Source organism: Nocardia acidivorans NBRC 108247 (assembly GCF_001625085.1).
In the GTDB taxonomy this organism is placed as follows: Bacteria; Actinomycetota; Actinomycetes; order Mycobacteriales; family Mycobacteriaceae; genus Nocardia; species Nocardia acidivorans.
This window is the reverse complement of record NZ_BDAW01000096.1, coordinates 1-17880: the sequence shown is the minus strand read 5'-3', so window position 1 is coordinate 17880 and position 17880 is coordinate 1. Positions and strand designations below refer to the sequence as shown.

Sequence of the window (17880 nt, the reverse complement as noted above, 5' to 3'; positions counted from 1 at the left end):
ACAGCCGCGCTCGTACCGGCTCGAGCGGCGGTCCCGGCACGGCGCGGGAGTCGGGGCCATATTGTGGGCTCCGTGAGTGTGGAGGGTGTGGGGGTGCCGGGGCCGTTGCCGCGCGGGCGGCATGGGTTGAGCCGGGAGCAGGTGGAGAATTCGCAGTTCCAGCGGCTCTGCGTGGCCGTGCTGGACGCGGTGGGGGAGCTGGGGTACGCCGCCACCACGGTCGCCGATATCGTCGGCCGCGCGCAGGTGGCGCGCCGCACCTTCTACGCGGTCTTCGGCGGTAAGGACGAATGCTTCGCCGCCGCCTACGACCTGGCGGTGAACACCGCGCTGGACCAATTGCAGGACACCGTGACCGGATTGGTCGGGGTGAGTTTCGCCGATCGGGTGCGGATCTCATTCGATATCTATATGGCCGTCCTGGCCGCACAACCGGCGGCCACCCGGGCGCTGTACGTGGAGACCCTCGCCGCGGGGCCGGGGCTGGTGGCGCATCGCGCGCGGGTGCACCGGCGGTTCGCCGAATACATTCTGGCGGTGGCGCGAATCGGGGTCCGGGACGGGGAGCTGTCCGGCGATCCGGATCCGGAGTTGATCGATATGCTGCTCGGCGGTATCGACGACCGGGTGCGCGCCTGTCTGCACGAGCGGGACGCCAGCCAATTACCGTCGCTGGCACCGCTGTTCACCCGCACCGCCCTCGCGCTGGTGCGCCCGCCGGAGTGATCGGACTGTACCGCAGCACAAAAGCTGGGATCCTGTTCGCATCCCGGTTTGTCATCTGACACAGGCGCAGTGACATCGAACGCACCAGAAACCTACTGTCACAAGGGAATTGGACGTAGGAGAGGTGCGATGAAGCCCATGATGCGAATACTCGGAAGTGCCCTGTGCGCGGGGATCACCGCGGTGGGGGTGACGGTCGCGGGCGGTCCGGCGCACGCCGAACCGGCCGCGGGCCTGACCAGTATCGCCTCCGATACCAGCGGAACCGGTCCGGAGACCTCCACCTATCTGGCCGCTTTCGGCTACGGGCTGCTGCATCCCGACCTCGCGCCGCCCGGGGCCAATGACTGGAACTGCACCCCGAGCGCCGCGCATCCGCGCCCGGTGGTGCTGCTGCACGGCACCTGGTTGAACGCCTACGACAGCTTCGCGTACCTGTCCCCGCGGATCGCTCGCGCTGGAATATGCGTCTTCGCCTTCAATTACGGCCGTCAGGGTGTGCTGAACGGCGGCGGTGTCGGCGCGGTGCTGCCGGGCCGCTACGGCGTCGGGCTCATGGAGGATTCGGCCGAGCAGTTGGCGCGATTCGTGGATCGGGTGCTGGCGGCAACCGGCGCCGCGCAGGTCGATGTGGTCGCCCATTCCCAGGGCGGTCCGGTCACCGGTCAGTACCTGAGATTCGAAGGCGGACAGGGGAAGATCGGCAAGGTCGTCACCCTGGGCGCGACCAGCCACGGCACCTCGCTGGACGGTGTTGCCGCGCTCGGGCGCTGGATCACCGAGCGGGGAGTGAACATTCTCGGCTTCTACGAGCCGCTGCTGGGGGTGTCCAATATCGAGCAGGTCGTGGGTTCACCGTTCTACCGGCGGTTGAACGCCGACGGCGATACCGTGCCCGGGGTCGAGTACACCGCCATCGGCACCCGGCACGATGAGGTCTCCAACCCGTACGAGTGGACCTTCCTGACCCCCGGACCCGATGCCACCGTCGACAATGTGACCCTGCAACAGGATTGCGAGGCGGATCTGTCCGATCACCTCACCATCCTGTACTCGCCCCGGGCGGCGTCGATCGTGTTGCGCGCCTTGGATCCCGCCGCGCATCCGGACCTGGACTGCACCTTCAACCCCTGGGTGATCGGTGGCGATGGGCACCTCTGAACCCCTGCTACCGGACCGGGATCCGTTCTATCGCACCGCGGTACCGCTGAGCGGCATCGAACCCGGCGCCATCCTGCGCTCACGCGCGGTGCGCATCGGATTGTTCGGTGCGGTACCGCAACGGATCTCGGCCTGGCAGTTGCTGTATCGCAGCACCGATCTGTCCGGGCGGCCCGAGGCGGCGGTGACCACCGTACTGCTGCCGTGGGGAGCCGATCCGCGGACGCCGCGGCCATTGCTCTCGTTCCACTGCGCGATAGACGCCATCGCGTCGAAATGCTTCCCCTCCTACGCATTACGGCACGGCGCGCGGGCGCTGGGCTCGATTCCGCAGCTGGAGTTGCCGCTCATCGCCGCCGCGCTCTCGCGGGGCTGGGCGGTGTCGGTACCCGATCACGAGGGTCTGGGCGGGCATTTCGGGGCGGCCCGGGAGCCCGGGTATCGGGCCTTGGACGCTGTGCGGGCCGCCCTGCGCTTCGCTCCGCTCGGGTTGCACGCCGGGACGCCGATCGGATTGTGGGGCTACTCCGGTGGGGGACTGGCCACCGCGTGGGCGGCCGAACAGGCCGCGGAGTACGCGCCCGAACTCGCGATCGTCGGCGCGGTCGCGGGATCGCCCGTGGGTGATCCCGCCAATGCCTTCGTCCGGTTGAACGGGTCGCCCTTCGCGGGCTTCGCCATGGTGTTCACCGCCGGGCTGGCCCGAGCCTATCCGCAGCTGGAACAGCTACTGCGCGAACATCTTTCGGAACGATACCGGACCCTGCTGGCACGGGCGGAGCACAGTGCCACCCTTCCGCTGCTGGCGCGCTTCGCCGGTCGCGACGCGGATCGACATACCCGGGCGGGGCTGGCGGCCATGCTCGCCGAGCCCGAACTGCTGGCGGTGCTGGCCGAAATACGGCCCGGCGCACAGGCTCCCGCCATGCCGATGCTCATTCTGCAGGCGGTCAATGACGAGGTGATCGCGGTCGCCGATATCGACGCGCAGGTGGCGCGCTATCTCGAGCACGGCGCGCACGTGCATTACGTGCGGGACCGGCTGAGTATGCATCTGCCGCTGCAATTCCTGGGCGCTCCGGCCATGATCGATTGGCTCGCGGACCGATTCGACGGCGTGGCGCTGGATCCGCCCGGGGTGCGGACGGTGTGGTCGGTGGCGCTGTCGGAGCGCGCGCGGCCGCAGCACCGGGATTTCCTGGTTCTACTGTGGCGCATGCTCACCGGCGGCCCGATAGGTGCGCGCCACCAGCGCCGAGCGCAGGTACCACAAACCCGCGGATTGCGCGGGGTCGAAGCCGGTTAGCTGCCCGATCCGCTTCAACCGGTAGTCGATGGTGTTGGCGTGCACCCCGAGTCCGCGCGCGGTGCGCCGCCGATTCAGGTCGTTGCCCAGATGGCGGCGCAGCGTCTCGAGCAGTTCGGGGTACTCGTCCAGCGGATCCAGCAGTGCGCCGAGGTATTCCCGTCCCGGGCCGGGGCGGGTCAGCTGATACTCCATGGCCAGATCGTCGAACCGGTACAGGCCGGGCGCACAGCCGAGCCGGTGCACGATATCGAGAAGTTCGTGCGCCTGCTCGGCCGCACCGGGGACATCGGGGGTGGCCGCGTACATGACGGTGGCGGTCACGCGCACCTGTGCCACGGCGGACAGGCCGGTAATGATCGCGTCGAGTTCGGTTGCCTCCGTAGCCGATTCCGGAAGCAGCACCGTCCCGCCGTCCGGGCCGAGGGTGCACAGCGCCCGGTTCGCGCAGCGCGAAGCCAACTCGGCCTGTACGCAGCGCAAGCGCCGGCGCGCCACCAATTCTCCGTCGACGGCCGGATGCCGTTCGCCCGGATGTGCCGGGATGCTCAGTGCCAGTACGTGATACGCCGCCTCGGCCCCGTGCGGCCGGGCCGCGGTCGCGGCATGCCCGGCGAGTAGGGCCGCCGCGGGTGTGAGGGGCTCGGCCGGTGCCGCCGTGCTGAGCGTGGCATCGACCGCCGAGAGCGCCTCCAGCAGCCGCCGTGCGCTGACCGCGACTTCGAGCGCCCCCGCGCGCAATTCGAGGCAGGTCTCGGCTATGGCGTTCGTATCCGGGAACGGTTGATCCACGCGGGCGGGTGTTGGCATGTGCGACTCCACTTTTCAGGGAACGCTGGCGTTCCTACTGGTGCGTAACTGTAATGCGCGTCACCTCGTGCAGGCAAGCGAATCATCTTGTATCGTGGATACGTACGACCGTATGCTTAGTTGTATGACAGCTCTCGTACCCTCGATCGTCGAGGCCACCGACCCGTACTGCCTCTCTCCGACCGACGCGGCCGCCCTCCTGTTCGACGCGCCCTGGCGGCGCTTCGCCGCGCTCGGCGACAGCCTCTCGCTCGGTGTCGGCGACCCCGCACCCGGATATCTGAATCTCGGCTGGCCCGAACGCCTTCGGCGGATCCTGCACACCGTGCATCCGGATCTCGCCTACCTCAACACCGGTCGCGTCGGCGCCACCACGCGCCAGGCGCTGGCGGAACAGACGCCGGAAATCCTTGCCTTCCAACCGGATCTGCTCATCGTGCCCAGCGGGGCGAACGATATCGTGCGCCGCCACCCGGACTGGGACGAGATCGAAGGCACGCTGCGCCGGATGTGGGAATTCGCCGCGGGCACGGGCGCGCAACTCGCCGCGTTCGCCCTGGGCCGGGCCTATGTGGTTCCGGTCTTTCCCGATTTCCCGGACCGTGTTCGCCGACTCAATGCCATCACCCGTGAACTCGCGGCCGAATACGGCGGGGTGGTCGCCGACTGCGAATGCCATCCCTTCAATGACCGCCCGGACCTGCTCAGCGCGGACGGGATCCACTTCTCCACCGCGGGTCAGGCGGTCATCGCCGGCCTGCTGGTGCGGCAGCTGGCCTTCGTTCTGGGCTCCGCGTAGCGGTCCAGGAGTACGATCGACCGTATGGACAGTTCGCCCGGCACCGGTGAGATCACCGACAAACGCCTGCTGCGCGGCGCTCGCACCCGCCAACTGGTGCTGGCTCGCGCGGTGGATATCGCCTCCCTGGAGAACCTCGAATCGCTGAGCTTCGGCCGCCTGGCCGCCGATGTCGGCCTCAGCAAAGCGGGTATCCAAACCCTGTTCCGCACCAAGGAACAACTCCAACTCGCCACCGTCGACCACGCCCGCGAGCGCTTCATCGCCGAGGTGAGCCAACCCGCCCGCGCCAAACCCCATGGCGTACAACGCCTCCGCGAACTCATCGACCGCTGGATCGGCTACGCCACCACCCCGCTGTTCGAAGGCGGCTGCTTTCAGGCCGCCAACCTCAGCGAATATGACAGTCGGCCCGGTCCGATCCAGGACGCCCTCATCCGCAATCAGCGGGAATGGGTATCGCTGCTCGCCGATGAGCTGGGTCGCGCGGTCGACGCCGCCGAGATCGCCCCACTCGACCCCGAGCTGACCGCCTTCCAAATCTCGGCGGTCCTGCTCTCCGCGAATACCGCCCTGCGCCTGGGCGATCCGACCGCCGCGGACAAGATCCGCCGCGTCGTGGAGAGCTTTCTGATTTCAGTGTGAGAGCGGGGGATCCTGGGCCTTGCCCTACGGGCCGACACCTGTCACGGGGCACACCGGGCAAACCGGTCGTCGAGCGCGGGCCGCCGGATCGCGGTCAGAATGCTGCCTGAACCGCCGCGAGTAGATCGTTGGCCGGTTGCGTGAGTGGCCCGAGCGCATCGGGGGCGAGCGGGGGCAGCTGGGCGATGGCGGTGCGCAGTGAGGCGACGGCCACTGTGGTGTCGGGGCGGATCGTGGCGAGGGAATCCGCAGCGGCGGCAATCGGCTCGGGTGCCGGATCGACTTGGGGCGCTGCGATATTCGTGACGGGCAGGACTGCCGCGGCCGGGGACGGGTTGGCCGCGCCGCCCACGGCGGCCCCGGCGAGTCCGCCGAGCACCGCACCGCCGACGAGACCGGCCACATCCACGGGAATGGCCACGGCGAGTCCGCCGAGGAGGCAACCCGCCACGCCACCGACCACCGCGCCGACGGGCGCGCCCGCGCCGACGGTCGGGAGAGCGCCGATGACCCCGCCCGCGAGAGCGCCGACCGTCGCGCCGACGCCGCATCCCACGATCTCGAGGGGGAAGACCGCGACTTTGCCGATGATGGCGCCGATGACCGCGCCGGTCCCGGTCGAATCGGCCCGGGGGAGGGGAATGCCGTTGAGGGCGGTGGTGATCTGCTGCTGCACGCCGTCCAGCGAGGTCAGGGCCTGGTTCTGCGGCTCCGGCGCGGGGAGGGGTTCGGCGACCGGCTGCGGGGAGCTGGGATCTCCTGCCGCGGTGTGTATTTCGAGCTGACCGGGGCCGGGCTGGGGACGGTCCGCGGGTTGCGTCGCGGCCGTGCCGGATCCGAACGCGAGCAGTGCGGGCACCGCGGTCAAGACTGCATAAGCACGCAAATCGGCCATCGGCACACCCTCGATCCGGCGAACCACCGTCGAGCCTCTCGGGAGCGGACCCGAACCTGCGATGGCCACGCTGCCGCCGATCCTACCCCGAACCCCTTACCCAACAGAAGGATTCGCTCCGTCCCGACTCCGTGTGCGCACCGGCTAGCCGGGCACCGAGCGATCGGGGTCGCGATGCCGACGATTGCGGCGCCATGGATTTGGCCGTCGTCACCGCCCAGCGGCACCTCATCGACGAGCAGCAGGCCGAGAACCTGCTGAACACCATGCGCGCCATGGACTTCGACGCCTTCCGCCGCCCCGGCATGTTCGGCCCCGCGCGACCGATCGCCGAAAACGCCCCCGCCCCCGAGCGCCTGCTCGCCTTTCTCGGCCGCGCGGAGCACATCGGGGTGCGGGCATGTCCGGCGATCGGACGCGAAACCGCTGGGAGCAAGGCGATTTCGACGCGCATCGAATGGGCGCCTTCGCCGACGCCGTGCTGGCGATCGCGATCACCCTGCTGGTCATCGAAATCAAGCGGCCCGAAGGGGCGGCGCTGGAGACGCCGCACGCGCTCGCGGACTTCCGCTGGCAGGAGAAGGCCTCCTTCGTGGCGTTCGCGCTCGCGTTCTTCCTGCTGTGGTCGGTCTGGCGCAGGCTCCACATCCTCATCGACAAAATCGACCGCTTGGACCGTGTCACCGTCGGATTGCACGCGCCCCTACTGCTCTTCGCCGCTTTCCTGCCCTTCCCGACCGCGGTGTTCGGCAATGCCCCGGACAACGAACTCGCCGCCTGCCTCTTCTCCCTCTCCGCCGCAGCCCTTTTCGGCAGCGAAGCGGTCATGAAGGAATCCGCCTGGCGCGGAGCGATACTGGCGCCCGGCGCGGATCCGCCCGCGATCAGGGCGAGCGCCGGAGCGTCCGGCGCGGTTACCCTCTTCTTCCTGCTCACCGCCGCCCTGGTCTGGCTGACCCCATCGGCCTGGCCGCTGTGGTTCGCGGCCCCCGGCATCGCCTATTTCGGCGGCACCCTCGTCGAACGCTTACGCCCCTGCGCCGAGCTTCCGCACCGACCGACGGAATGACGCCGACCGCCGGGCGTCGCACGGAATCGCGTCGTGCGATTATCTCGGACGAGTTGTGCGAGAGAGGACGCGATGATGTCACGGGCGGGTTCGGGCGGGCGGACGTATGTGGTGACCGGGTCGGCGTCGGGTATCGGCGCGGCGACCGCGGAGCTGCTCCGCGAGCGCGGTGCGACTGTTGTCGGATGCGATCTCGCCGGAGCCGATGTGCACGCGGATCTGTCGACACCCCAAGGGCGGCAATCCCTTGTCGACCAGGTGGGCGCGTTGGGGCCGATCGATGCGGTGCTCGCCATCGCCGGGGGCGGTAAGACCGGGATGCTCGAGACGAACTACTTCGGGGCGGTGGCGACCCTGCGCGGGTTGCGCCCGCTGCTGGCGCAGAGCCCCGCGCCCCGCGCGGTCGTCGTATCGTCGACCTCGTCACTCGCGCCCGCCGACGAATACCTGATGCGAGCGTGTCTGGAGGATGACGAGGCGGCCGCGGTCGCGTACCTGGCCGAGAACCCTTCGGCCGGTGGTGTGACGGCGGGGTACGGAGTGGCCAAGCGGGCCTTGAATCGCTGGGTGCGACGGGCCGCGCCGACCGCGGAATGGGCCGGGGCGGGCATTGCGCTCAATGTCGTCGCCTCGGGCGTCGTCGATACGCCCGCGGCCGCCTGGATCTTCGCCGACGATGCCGTGCGTGCCGCCGTGGAAAGCGCTGCGCCGCAACCCTTCGGCGGATTCCCGGGCCGTCCGGAATGGGTGGCCGAACTCATCTGCTGGCTGGCGAGCGCGGAGAATCAATTCGTCACCGGACAGGTGATCTTCGCCGACGGTGGGTCCGAGGCGGCCGCACTCGGTGACCACCATTGGCGTTAGTTGATCTTCGGCCGCCCCCGGTCGCCCCGGAAAGGGATGTGGAAGAGTGATGCCCGCCAACAGACCGGGGCGGGGATTCGAGGCCGGTGGAACGACGAAGGGACGCATTGATGGAGACGGCATTCGATGCTGCCGGGCTGGTCGGCTATCGCTATCGCGTGGACGACTACTACGAGGTGGGCCGGGAGAAGGTTCGCGAGTACGCGCGGGCCGTGCAGGATTTCCATCCGGCGCACTGGAGTGAGTCCGGGGCCGCGCGGCTCGGATACGACGGGGTGATCGCGCCGACCACCTTCGCCTCGATCGTGGCCATGCGGGCCAATCGTGCGCTGCTGGAGAACGTGATGACCGGCTACGACACCTTCGTGCACACCGATCAGGTCTTCGAAATGCACAAACCCCTGCTGGCAGGGGACCGGCTCTTCAGCGATGTCGAACTGTCCTCGGTCCGCAGTATCGCCGGTAAGGACCTGCTCACCATCACCAACACCTTCACCGACGATGCCGGAGACATCGTGCAGATCATGCACACCACGGTCGTCGGCATCACCGGCGCCGACGTCGACGCCGATATCAGCACCGCCCTCGAGGGCGTGGTCATGAGCGGACTGGAAGCCGCCGCCGCACATCCGGTGACCGAAGCGGAGCGGGCCGCCCCGCGCTACTCGACGGTCTCGCGAACACGCGTGCCGCACACGGCGATCCGCTTCGAGGACATCGCAGTCGGTGACGAACTGCCACCGCGAACGGTGAAGATCACCCGCGGCGATCTGGTGAACTACGCGGGAGTCGCCGGTGATGTGAACCCGATCCACTGGAACGAGGCGGTCGCCGCATTGGCCGGACTCCCCGATGTGATCGCGCAGGGCATGCTCACCATGGGCATCGGAGCGGGCTTCGTCACCGACTGGCTCGGCGATCCCGGCGCCCTGCTCCGATTCAGCGCGCGCCTGTCGAATTACGCGGTGGTCGAAGCGGTTTCGGCCGGGGGCATCGAGTTCAGCGGCCGAATCAAATCGATCGATCCGCACACCCGCACCGCCACGGTCGTTCTCATCGCCAAATCCGCCGGTCGCAAGATCTTCGGCCTGGCCACCACGGATATCCGACTGGGCTAGAGGGGATTTCGCGTGGCGACCATCCGCCGGGAAATCGTTGTCAACACCGAATTCGGCATCGCCGAGATGAAGCGGGCTATCGAGACGCTCGAGCGCGGAACTGAAACTCCCTGACGCCGTTCGGCCGACCCGAGCGCAATCGCTTCGGGTTACCGAACGGCGCTCGGGTCAGCGTGGAACGCGGTGCGAGGGAACGTGATCCGGGACGCCCTCGTAGTCGGGCAACTCGATCCCGTTGATCGCGCGGTCGATGAGCTCGAAATCCCACTCGGGCTCCGCATTCGGGTCGGCGTCGGGTGCGGGGACCTCACGGCTGCGCGCGTGCTGGCGGCCGATCTCCTGATTCGCCTCGACGAAGGAGCGCATGCGCGCCTCGTACGCGGCGAATCCGGCCTCGGGAGCCCAGTCGGCGGCGGCCAGCTCGCCCGCGAGCAAGTAGGCGCCGATCAAGGCGAGGCCGGTGCCCTGCCCGGACATCGGCGACGAGCTGAAGGCCGCGTCGCCGAGCAGACCGACCCGGCCCTTCGACCAGCGGTCCATCACCACCTGGGCGACCTGGTCCAGGTAGAAGTCCGGGGTGTGGTCCAGATGCGCGAGAAGGCGCGGGGTCAGCCAGCCCACATCGGCCATTTGCGCACGGAGCAAACGCTTTTGGGCGTCGATATCGCGGTAGTCGACCTCGAGATCGGGTGCGGGGAAGGAGAACATGGCCATCGCGTATGTGGCGTCGGGAATGGGACGCAGGCCCGCCGAGCGCCCGGACTGCTGATCCTGATAGTCGATCAGCCAGCGCTCCAACCCGAATTCGTTCGGCACGGTGTAGAAGGCCAGCACATGCCCGAGATGCCGGATGAACTGCTCACGCGGCCCGAAGACCATGGTGCGCAGTGACGAATGCAGGCCGTCCGCACCGATCACCAGATCGAAGCGCCGCCGATCGCCACCCTCGAACACCACATCGACGCCCTCGGCATCCTGGGTGAGGTCGGCGATCCGGTCGCCGAACACGTACTCGACGTCGTCCCGGGTGTCGTCGTACAGCACCCGGGACAGATCCCCGCGCAGAATCTCGATCTCGGAGATGAATCCGTCGCCGCCGTCTTCCTCGGCGCTGTAGGTCTCGAGAACCTTCCCGTCCACATCCACGGTGTACGCCCCGGCGGTCGGGGTGCGCGCCGCGCGTACCTGCGCGTCCAGGCCCATGCGCCGGATGACCTCCTTGGTGACCCCGCGCGCGTCCACCGCCTGCCCGCCGGGGCGCAATTCAGGAGCCCGCTCCACCACGGTCACCTCGGCCCCCCGCCGGCGCAGCCAATGCGCCACCGCGGGTCCGGCAATGCTCGCCCCGGCCACCAGTACTCTGTTTCCGCTCACGCCTGCCTCCCAAAGTTCTTCTCGGATGGGACTTCCCGTAGGGGAACTGTCCCAGCCCCGGCACACCGCCGTCGGCGTGTTCAGAGGTATCGACGGCGAAGCCGCACCGAATTCATCGGTGCGGCCGCGATCTTGTGGCGGGCGGTGGGTATCGGATCAGGCGAACTTGCCCGGGTTCGCCGCGACGGCGCGGCGCAGCACCGGGCGGTTGGCGCGATAGGCCTCGACCACCGATTCCAGTTCGTGCGGGCTGGCCCCGTGCATGATCACCGAATGGCAGCCCAGATCGTATTCGCGGGAGATCTTGCGGACGCACTGCTCCGGGGTGCCGTACGCGGCCGAGTCCAGCCATTCATCGGGGATGAGGGCATCGAACCGCTCGAGCACCTCGACCGAGGCGGAGGCGTCGATGGGACCGGCGCCCGCGGCGTCCTGGAACAGCTGGGTGGCGCGAATTCGCTCCCACACCTGCGGATCCCAGCCGTTGGCGCGGATCAGGATATCGGCGTACGCCTGCAGATAGGTCACCAGGCGGCCGGTGCGCCGACGCAGCTGATCGGCCTCGGAGAGGGCGTCGCTGGCGGTCGCCAGACAGGACCAGATACGGACGCTGTCCGGATCCTTGCCCGCGCGCTCGGCGCCACGGCGCACCGCCGCAACGGAATTCGCGGTCGCCTCATCGGAGAAGAAGGTGTGCAGTACGACGAAATCGCCTATCTCACCGGCGAGTTCGAGGGTTTTGGGACCCACCGCCACAAAGCCGATCGGCGGCGCTTCGTCGAGGCCGTTCTGGTGGTACAGAACCGGCCACGCGCCCGCCGGACCCGCATGATCGAGGATCGTCTCGCCGTTCCAGAGGCGGCGCAGGACGCCGACGAAATCGCGCAATTGCGCCTCGGTGACGGCGGGCAGGCCGATCGCCTTCCAGTTCGCCGCCATACCGCGGCCGAACGCCATGGCGTAGCGGCCCTCGGTCATCGCCTGCATGGTGGAGCCGATGGTCGCGGTCACCATGGGATGCCGGGTGTGGTGATTGGTTGCGGCGGCGGCGATTCCGAGGTCGGTCGTGCATCCGGCAAGGCCGCCGGACAGGACGGCGGAGTCTTTGACGGTCATGCGCTCGCCGATCATGCACGAGCCGAGTCCGAGGCGTTCGGCATCGCGGGCCTCGGGCAGCAGCACCCGGGCGTCGGCGGGGTGCCGGGTGATGCAGTAGTAGGCGAGTTCGTTCAATTGGTCTGTCACGAGAGTGGTTCTTTTCAGTAGTTTTCGGAAGAGCGTCAGGCGCCGAGTGCGGTGAGCAGTTCCTCGACGAGCGCACGATGGTGCAGCAGCACCTCGATATCGTCGGGGCGTTCCATCTCGCCGAAGTGGATCTGGCGGCCGCCGGCGCGCAGGAAGACGACGCTGTAGTTCAGCGCGGCGAACATCGTGTACCAGGTGAGGTCGCCGAGCTCGACGCCCGAATGCGCGGCATAGCTCGCGCGCACTTCCTCCTCGCGCATGAGGTCCGGCATACCGGGGAAGCCGAAGTTGTTCGCGATCGCGTGAAAGACGCGGTGCCCGAACACGATCCAGGCCACATCGAGCTCGCGGGGGCCGATGGTCGCCATCTCCCAGTCGAGTACCGCGACCGGCGTGAAATCCCGGTACATGCAATTGCCGAGCCGTGCGTCCCCCCAGGAGAGCACGGTGTCGTACGTCGAGGGCTCGGGCAGATTCGCGCTGAGCCACTTCAGGATTCGCTCCACCAGCGGTGACGGGCCGATATCGCGGGCCGCGAACTCGTACCACGCCCGAGCCCGGTTCAGGTTCCGCTCCAGCACGCTCGCGCCGGGCTGCTTCGGATCCAGGAAGGCGAAAGTTATTGCCGCGTCCGGGATCGCATGCACTGTCGCGAGCATCTCGATGGTGCTCTCCTGTACGCGGCGCCGCTGTTCGGGGTCGGCGTCGAAGAGCCAGTTGTCGCCGAAGGTGTACGGCATGACATCGGGCGGCACCTGACCGTCGATGCGGTCCATCAGCAGGAACGGCGTGCCCAGCACCTCGCCGGTGGGTTCGAGGAATCGCACGCGCGGGACCGGGACACCGCCCGCTTCGGCCACGATCCGCATGACCTCGAATTGGTCTGGGAGGCTGTAGTTCTCGTAGACCGGGAAGTCGCCGGGGGCGGGCACCACCCGGGCGATCAGATCGGCGACCCGGGTCGCTCCGGCTTCCCGCCAGCTCAGGGTGAGGGTGAGCGTCTCCGCCGACATGCCGTTGCTGTCGATACCGGAGCCCAGGGTGAGCGCCGGGTCGGCCTGGTCCGGCAGCTGTGTGGCCAGCCACGCGGTGAGGCGGGGGATCAGGGCGGCGGGGTCGCGGCTGCTGCGCTGTAGGCGCATGCCCTGATCATCGGGAGAAGGAGGCATGGATCACTCCTGACTGGGTTGCGAAAGCTGGGGGTAACAGTGGCCCTCCCCTTCGCAATTGTCAACGAGGGTTCTCAAAGAATATGAATCACCCCAGGTAGACCGCGATCGCATCGACCAGGCAATCCCGCGCGTTCGCCACGTCGGCGGGGGAGGAGAGCCCGCGCTCATTATTGATGCCGCGCATGGCCATCGGAATCAGGGTGCGGACCCCGCGCACTTTGTCCGCGTCCAGCGGCAGGTCCGCGAGGAAGTATTCGAAGGCCCGCAGCCAGGCGTTCTCGTACGCGGCCATCGCCGCCGTGGTGAGCGGGAAGATCTCGACCCGCTCCTGCCCGTTGGGCAGTCCGGCCCGCAGCGCCTCCACCGCTCGCCCTTCGGGGGTGTCCAGGATGTTCCACACCGCATCGACCATCTCCCGCACCCGCTCCCGGACGGACCCGGTCACCCGCGGCCAGATCTCCGGACTGTTCGCGCCGCTGCGATCGGTCAACTCGGTGAGCACCGCCGCCCACAACCCGTCGATATCCCCGAACTGATGCTTCAGCGTCCCCCAGCTGACCCCGGCCGCACGCGCGATTCGATTGGCCGACAACGGTTCCCCGGACCCGTCCGCGAGAGAGCCGATGGCGATATCGAGCAGCCGCTGCCGCGTCTCCCGCCCCTTGCGATTGAGGCGAGTTCCGGCCGCGGACTGCATTGTCGAACCCGCTTCGCTCATCGCCCGCATCCGTTCCGCGCATCCTGAAACCCCGGCATCTCCGAGTGTCGTCCCGACGATAGCGGCCCGCCCCGCCCGCGATGGAGATGCCGCGGGTCGGGTGAATCACGGCTTGCGTTTCCTGGGCGGGAGTTCGGCGGCGACCCCCAAGTCGATTCCAGCCACTCGTCGAGGGATTCCTCCTCAACCACGGGCATACCGGGGGCAACCGGCTCGCCCCCAGCGCCGATATGCCGCGTCTGCTGCTCGACGCGGTCGGGGAGGGCGTGGGCGCGGGTGGCGGCGGTTTCCGCGGCGAGGGGGAACCGGAACTTCGAACTCCAGGTCACCGGAGTCTTCGAAGTCGGCGACGGCGGAATCGGCGCCGGGCGGGACTATTTCCGGTGTGAGACTTCGGGTATCGCGCTTAGGCTCGGTGCATGGCAGACACCTCCGGCGTGCCGATGACAGATGCCGAAGTCAAGCAGTTCTACAGGCTGTTGCAACGATGGTGCGAGACTGAGCTGGACCAGTTCGCCCACCTGATCGTGCCGACCCGGTGGGGTGATGTGTACGCCCACTTCGGACGCGCGCGCCCCGAGGACGAATCGGCGGAATGCTATGAACGCCTGCGCGCGGACTGGTTGGGGGAGAGCGAATAGCGGGTCCGCGCCCATGTCGATCGAACCGGCCTTGACGCTGATGGAATAGAACCTGTTCTATTCCATCCATGACTCTGCGAGTGATCCAGTGGGCCACCGGTGGGCTCGGCCGGGCCGCGATCGGCCAGATCCAGCTGCATCCGGACCTCGAGCTGGTCGGGTGCTGGGTGCACTCGGAGGCCAAGGTCGGGCGGGACGCCGGTGAACTCGCCGGGATCGGCCCGATCGGTGTCATCGCCACCGGCAGTATGGCGGAGATTGTCGCCATGGACGCCGACTGCGTCCTGTACGCGCCGCTCATGCCGAATCCGAAAGAGGTTGCGGCGCTGCTGCGTTCGGGCAAAAACGTGGTCACGCCGCTGGGCTGGTTCTGGCCGACCGAACAGGAGAAGGAGCGGATGGTGGCCCCCGCCCTCGAGGGCGGCGTGACCTTGCACGGGACCGGGATCGACCCGGGCGGCGCCACCGAGCAGCAGCCGCTGTTCTTCACGGGCCTGTCCAGTGCGATCACATTCGTCCGCGGTGAGGAGTACTCCGACATCCGCACCTACAACGCCCCCGATGTCGTACGCCACCTCATGGGTTTCGGTCAGTCACCCGAGCAGGCGATGAACGGTCCGATGCTGGCGTTGCTGGACAACGGATTCGACCAGTCGGTGCGAATGTGCCTGGACACCCTCGGCTTCGCCGACGCCGAGATCCGCGGCAGCCGTGAGGTGGCGGTCGCGACCTCGCCGATCGATTCGCCCATCGGCGAGATCAAGCCCGGCCAGGTCGCCGCCCAGCGCTTCGCCTGGGAGGCCTTCATCGGTGACGCCAAAGTCGTTCGGGTCGCGGTCAATTGGATGATGGGCGATGAGCACCTCGACCCGCCCTGGACGTTCGGCGAGGGCGGCGTCCGGTTCGAGGTCGAGGTCAAGGGCGACCCCGACTGCCATGTGACCATCCACGGCTGGCATCCGACCACCGTGGCGGCCGGCCTGGAGCGCAACCCCGGTATCGTCGCCACCGCCGCCCACTGCGTGAACTCGATTCCGTACGTCTGCGCCGCCGAACCGGGTCTGCTGACCTTCGTCGACCTGCCCGTGGTCACCGGCCGCGCACACCCGGACCTGGCCCGCTGATCGCAGTGCGGCCCGAATCGGCTTGCGGCGCCGGAGACTTACGTCGGCGATACGCGGTACAGGACGACCTCCCCCTGTCCGCATTCCTTTCGCACTGCCCGGCGAATCGGGTTGCGCTGACGGCTGTCGGCGAATTGGGCGGGGTAGGGATTCCGACCGCGTTCTGGGCGTGGGAGGCGAGCAGGCGTAGTTTTTCCTCGCTCGCGCTGCCTTGATCGGCGTAGTAGAGGACCAGGATCAGATTGTCGACGGGGAGTTTGTCTCGGTGCAGGCGCAGTTCACCGACGGCGGGATGGTTCACCGTGGTGGTGCCGCCGTCGAGGTCTCGGATGTCGTGGCGCGCCCATAGAGTTCGGAATCGTTCACTCGAAAGGGCAAGCTCGCCAACCAGTTCCACGAAGCGCGGGTCATCGACATTCGTCGCCGAGGGAGCTTCTGAAGGCGGCGATGAATCCTTGTGCGGAGCGTGCCCAGTCCTGCTGGAACGCCTGCTCTTCGGGATCGAGCAGCAGCGATCGCAGCCGGTTGTATCCGGGCTGAAGGCGCGGCGCGACCGCGACCGCGAGCCGGTTGGAAGCAAGCACTCGAACGCGCGCCCTTCCACGAACGCGGGAACCTGCACCCCCGCCAGGAGCTGATACAACCGTTCGGGCACGCGTTCAGGCTTGCGCCGCCGATGCGGCCTCGGGCGCGAGGCGGTCAGGCCGAGAAGATAGTGCTGTTCGAGTTCGTCGAGTTCCAAGACCCGCGCGAGTGATTCGAGGACCTGAGGTGAGGGATTCTTGTCGCGGCCGCGTGCACAGCCACCCGAGCCTCGACACGATCGTGACGATGTCCGGGGTCATGATCCTCGAGGACCTACGCGATCCCGCACACTTCGCCGCCGCGCGGCAGACCATCGACACCAACCTGCTGGGCACGATCCGCGTCGTCGACGCCTTTGCCGATTTGGGAGGGATTGATGGGCGTCATCATCGGGATTGACCCGCACAAACGCTCAGCCACGATCGAAGTGATCGACTCCACCGGACGCGTTCTCGAGACGGGCCGCTACAGCACCGACACCGCCGGATACGGGGAAATGCTGAGGGCCGGAAGGAAATTCGACACACGGATCTGGGCGGTCGAAGGCTGCAACGGTGTCGGCCGCCACCTGGCGCACCGCCTGGTCCACGACGGGGAAACCGTCATCGACGTCCCCTCGAAACTCTCCGCGCAAGTACGGGTGTTCGGCACCGGCAACGGCCGCAAGACCGACCTGGTCGACGCCTACTCGGTCGCGTTGGCTGCCCTGCACGCCCCGAATCTGCGCCGCGTCACCGCTGATCCGGAATTGATCGCACTGGGCATGCTCGCCGACCGCCGCGACGGACTCGGACACGCCCGCACCGACACCCTCAACCGCATCCACCGGCTACTGCTCGAACTGATTCCCGGCGGCGCCAAACAATTCCTCTCCGCCCCGCAGGCACGAGAACTGATCGCGCCGATCCACCCGACGGACACGGCTATTGCCATCCAGCTGCGACTGGTCACCGAGCAGATCGAGGACCTCGAAACCATCGACCGCAGAATCAAGACCGCCGACAAGGAACTCCGTCAGCTCGTCACTGCCCGCGGATCCACCCTGATGCAGTTGCATGGCATCGGACCTTCCAGCGAGGCAAGGCTTTTGGACGATGCAGGCGATATCCACCGCTTTCACAATCGGGACCGGTTCGCCTCCTGGAACGGCACCGCGCCCTTGGACGCGTCCTCCGGCCAGCAGCAACGGCATCGGCTTTCTCGCGCCGGCAACCGCAAGATCAACCGAGTGCTGCACATCATGGCCGTCGTTCAACTGCGCCACCACACCGCCGGCCGCATCTACTACGACACCCGCAAAGCAGGCGGCAAAACGTCGATGGAAGCGCTACGCGCGCTCAAACGCCGGTTATCCAACGTCGTCTACGCACGCATGCTCGCCGACCAGCGACGCCGCGAATGGGCGGACCCGGGAGGGCAAACGGGAACGACTACTGACTCCAGCGCGACCGAGCTTCAACCCGAACCCGGTCCTTCGGACAAGCCACAACCCGGACCCACCACACAGGCTAACCCCAGGCCCCCACTCCGCACTTGACCTAAAGGGGAGCCCATACAGTGCGTTTCGCGGGTGGGCATGGATGTCTGGTTTGGGCCGGAGGCAACAGTAGCGAGTCAATCGGCCGCAA

General features: G+C 67.9%; 19 protein-coding genes. 12 read left to right on the top strand and 7 right to left on the bottom strand.

Annotation, left to right across the window (positions count from 1 at the left end; translation table 11 throughout):
- The first annotated feature begins 72 nt into the window (after nt 1-72).
- From NA10_RS31855 to NA10_RS31845, 3 genes are all read left to right on the top strand, one after another.
- Nucleotides 73-726 (top strand): TetR/AcrR family transcriptional regulator, encoded by a 654-nt coding sequence (locus NA10_RS31855; RefSeq protein ID WP_067574413.1) that lies wholly within the window; start codon nt 73-75, stop codon nt 724-726.
- 129 nt (nt 727-855) lie between these two features.
- Nucleotides 856-1887: an esterase/lipase family protein gene (locus NA10_RS31850; RefSeq protein WP_157556872.1), complete on the top strand. Its 1032-nt coding sequence runs from the start codon at nt 856-858 to the stop codon at nt 1885-1887.
- Complete coding sequence (locus NA10_RS31845) at nt 1874-3193, top strand: lipase family protein (protein ID WP_067574412.1); 1320 nt, start codon at nt 1874-1876, stop codon at nt 3191-3193. The genes NA10_RS31850 and NA10_RS31845 overlap by 14 nt, the downstream gene beginning before the upstream one ends.
- Here the strand turns inward: NA10_RS31845 and NA10_RS36170 are convergent.
- A complete protein-coding gene (locus NA10_RS36170) occupies nt 3092-4003 on the bottom strand; it encodes a PucR family transcriptional regulator (protein WP_084515587.1) in 912 nt (303 codons plus the stop codon). The genes NA10_RS31845 and NA10_RS36170 overlap by 102 nt on opposite strands.
- A gap of 124 nt (nt 4004-4127) precedes the next feature.
- Here NA10_RS36170 and NA10_RS31835 point away from each other — a divergent pair, with 124 nt between their 5' ends.
- Entirely contained in the window at nt 4128-4802 is a 675-nt protein-coding gene (locus NA10_RS31835) for an SGNH/GDSL hydrolase family protein (protein WP_245678103.1), read from the top strand.
- A gap of 24 nt (nt 4803-4826) precedes the next feature.
- Complete coding sequence (locus tag NA10_RS31830) at nt 4827-5447, top strand: TetR/AcrR family transcriptional regulator (protein ID WP_067574410.1); 621 nt, start codon at nt 4827-4829, stop codon at nt 5445-5447.
- A gap of 94 nt (nt 5448-5541) precedes the next feature.
- Here NA10_RS31830 and NA10_RS37275 read toward each other — a convergent pair whose 3' ends face one another.
- Nucleotides 5542-6342, bottom strand: coding sequence for a hypothetical protein (locus tag NA10_RS37275; protein ID WP_157556871.1), 801 nt, complete (start codon nt 6340-6342; stop codon nt 5542-5544).
- A gap of 400 nt (nt 6343-6742) precedes the next feature.
- Between NA10_RS37275 and NA10_RS36160 the strand changes: the two genes are divergently transcribed.
- From NA10_RS36160 to NA10_RS31805, 3 genes are all read left to right on the top strand, one after another.
- On the top strand, nt 6743-7411 hold the full coding sequence (locus NA10_RS36160) for a TMEM175 family protein (protein ID WP_084515586.1): 669 nt from the start codon (nt 6743-6745) through the stop codon (nt 7409-7411).
- A gap of 72 nt (nt 7412-7483) precedes the next feature.
- Nucleotides 7484-8275: an SDR family oxidoreductase gene (locus NA10_RS31810; protein WP_245678102.1), complete on the top strand. Its 792-nt coding sequence runs from the start codon at nt 7484-7486 to the stop codon at nt 8273-8275.
- A gap of 110 nt (nt 8276-8385) precedes the next feature.
- Nucleotides 8386-9393: a fused (3R)-hydroxyacyl-ACP dehydratase subunits HadA/HadB gene (locus tag NA10_RS31805; protein WP_067574407.1), complete on the top strand. Its 1008-nt coding sequence runs from the start codon at nt 8386-8388 to the stop codon at nt 9391-9393.
- Nucleotides 9394-9561: 168 nt separating this feature from the next.
- Here NA10_RS31805 and NA10_RS31800 read toward each other — a convergent pair whose 3' ends face one another.
- The 4 genes from NA10_RS31800 to NA10_RS31785 all read right to left on the bottom strand — a co-directional run bounded on the left by NA10_RS31800 (nt 9562) and on the right by NA10_RS31785 (nt 13902).
- On the bottom strand, nt 9562-10767 hold the full coding sequence (locus NA10_RS31800; RefSeq protein ID WP_067574406.1) for an FAD-dependent monooxygenase: 1206 nt from the start codon (nt 10765-10767) through the stop codon (nt 9562-9564).
- Nucleotides 10768-10923: 156 nt separating this feature from the next.
- Nucleotides 10924-12012 (bottom strand): TIGR03857 family LLM class F420-dependent oxidoreductase, encoded by a 1089-nt coding sequence (locus NA10_RS31795; protein WP_067574405.1) that lies wholly within the window; start codon nt 12010-12012, stop codon nt 10924-10926.
- Between the two features lie 35 nt (nt 12013-12047).
- Complete coding sequence (locus tag NA10_RS31790) at nt 12048-13181, bottom strand: phosphotransferase family protein (RefSeq protein ID WP_067574404.1); 1134 nt, start codon at nt 13179-13181, stop codon at nt 12048-12050.
- Nucleotides 13182-13269: 88 nt separating this feature from the next.
- Entirely contained in the window at nt 13270-13902 is a 633-nt protein-coding gene (locus tag NA10_RS31785) for a TetR/AcrR family transcriptional regulator (RefSeq protein ID WP_067574428.1), read from the bottom strand.
- A gap of 419 nt (nt 13903-14321) precedes the next feature.
- On the opposite strand from NA10_RS31785, the gene NA10_RS31780 reads away from it, so the two are divergent.
- Together NA10_RS31780 and NA10_RS31775 are read left to right on the top strand one after the other, a co-directional pair.
- Entirely contained in the window at nt 14322-14543 is a 222-nt protein-coding gene (locus NA10_RS31780) for a hypothetical protein (RefSeq protein WP_067574403.1), read from the top strand.
- Between the two features lie 68 nt (nt 14544-14611).
- Nucleotides 14612-15667 (top strand): NAD(P)H-dependent amine dehydrogenase family protein, encoded by a 1056-nt coding sequence (locus NA10_RS31775; protein WP_067574402.1) that lies wholly within the window; start codon nt 14612-14614, stop codon nt 15665-15667.
- Here NA10_RS31775 and NA10_RS38995 read toward each other — a convergent pair.
- Nucleotides 15633-16409 carry an MmyB family transcriptional regulator gene (locus tag NA10_RS38995; RefSeq protein WP_245678101.1) on the bottom strand — a complete coding sequence of 259 codons (777 nt, stop codon included), beginning with the start codon at nt 16407-16409 and terminating at the stop codon, nt 15633-15635. The two genes, NA10_RS31775 and NA10_RS38995, sit on opposite strands and share 35 nt — an antisense overlap.
- A gap of 89 nt (nt 16410-16498) precedes the next feature.
- Between NA10_RS38995 and NA10_RS31765 the strand changes: the two genes are divergently transcribed.
- Together NA10_RS31765 and NA10_RS31760 are read left to right on the top strand one after the other, a co-directional pair.
- Nucleotides 16499-16651, top strand: coding sequence for a hypothetical protein (locus NA10_RS31765; RefSeq protein ID WP_218021618.1), 153 nt, complete (start codon nt 16499-16501; stop codon nt 16649-16651).
- On the top strand, nt 16629-17789 hold the full coding sequence (locus NA10_RS31760) for an IS110 family RNA-guided transposase (RefSeq protein ID WP_067574400.1): 1161 nt from the start codon (nt 16629-16631) through the stop codon (nt 17787-17789). Before NA10_RS31765 ends, NA10_RS31760 begins: the two co-directional genes overlap by 23 nt.
- Nucleotides 17790-17880: the final 91 nt, after the last annotated feature.

Excerpts from the sequence above, each read along its gene's own strand:
- NA10_RS31850 (WP_157556872.1), top strand. The coding sequence starts at position 856 with ATGAAGCCCATGATGCGAATACTCGGAAGTGCCCTGTGCGCGGGGATC.
- NA10_RS31845 (WP_067574412.1), top strand. The coding sequence starts at position 1,874 with ATGGGCACCTCTGAACCCCTGCTACCGGACCGGGATCCGTTCTATCGC.
- NA10_RS36170 (WP_084515587.1), bottom strand. The coding sequence starts at position 4,003 with ATGCCAACACCCGCCCGCGTGGATCAACCGTTCCCGGATACGAACGCC.
- NA10_RS31835 (WP_245678103.1), top strand. The coding sequence starts at position 4,128 with ATGACAGCTCTCGTACCCTCGATCGTCGAGGCCACCGACCCGTACTGC.
- NA10_RS31830 (WP_067574410.1), top strand. The coding sequence starts at position 4,827 with ATGGACAGTTCGCCCGGCACCGGTGAGATCACCGACAAACGCCTGCTG.
- NA10_RS37275 (WP_157556871.1), bottom strand. The coding sequence starts at position 6,342 with ATGGCCGATTTGCGTGCTTATGCAGTCTTGACCGCGGTGCCCGCACTG.
- NA10_RS36160 (WP_084515586.1), top strand. The coding sequence starts at position 6,743 with ATGTCCGGCGATCGGACGCGAAACCGCTGGGAGCAAGGCGATTTCGAC.
- NA10_RS31810 (WP_245678102.1), top strand. The coding sequence starts at position 7,484 with ATGATGTCACGGGCGGGTTCGGGCGGGCGGACGTATGTGGTGACCGGG.
- NA10_RS31805 (WP_067574407.1), top strand. The coding sequence starts at position 8,386 with ATGGAGACGGCATTCGATGCTGCCGGGCTGGTCGGCTATCGCTATCGC.
- NA10_RS31790 (WP_067574404.1), bottom strand. The coding sequence starts at position 13,181 with ATGCCTCCTTCTCCCGATGATCAGGGCATGCGCCTACAGCGCAGCAGC.
- NA10_RS31785 (WP_067574428.1), bottom strand. The coding sequence starts at position 13,902 with ATGAGCGAAGCGGGTTCGACAATGCAGTCCGCGGCCGGAACTCGCCTC.
- NA10_RS31780 (WP_067574403.1), top strand. The coding sequence starts at position 14,322 with ATGGCAGACACCTCCGGCGTGCCGATGACAGATGCCGAAGTCAAGCAG.
- NA10_RS31775 (WP_067574402.1), top strand. The coding sequence starts at position 14,612 with ATGACTCTGCGAGTGATCCAGTGGGCCACCGGTGGGCTCGGCCGGGCC.
- NA10_RS31765 (WP_218021618.1), top strand. The coding sequence starts at position 16,499 with ATGTCCGGGGTCATGATCCTCGAGGACCTACGCGATCCCGCACACTTC.
- NA10_RS31760 (WP_067574400.1), top strand. The coding sequence starts at position 16,629 with ATGGGCGTCATCATCGGGATTGACCCGCACAAACGCTCAGCCACGATC.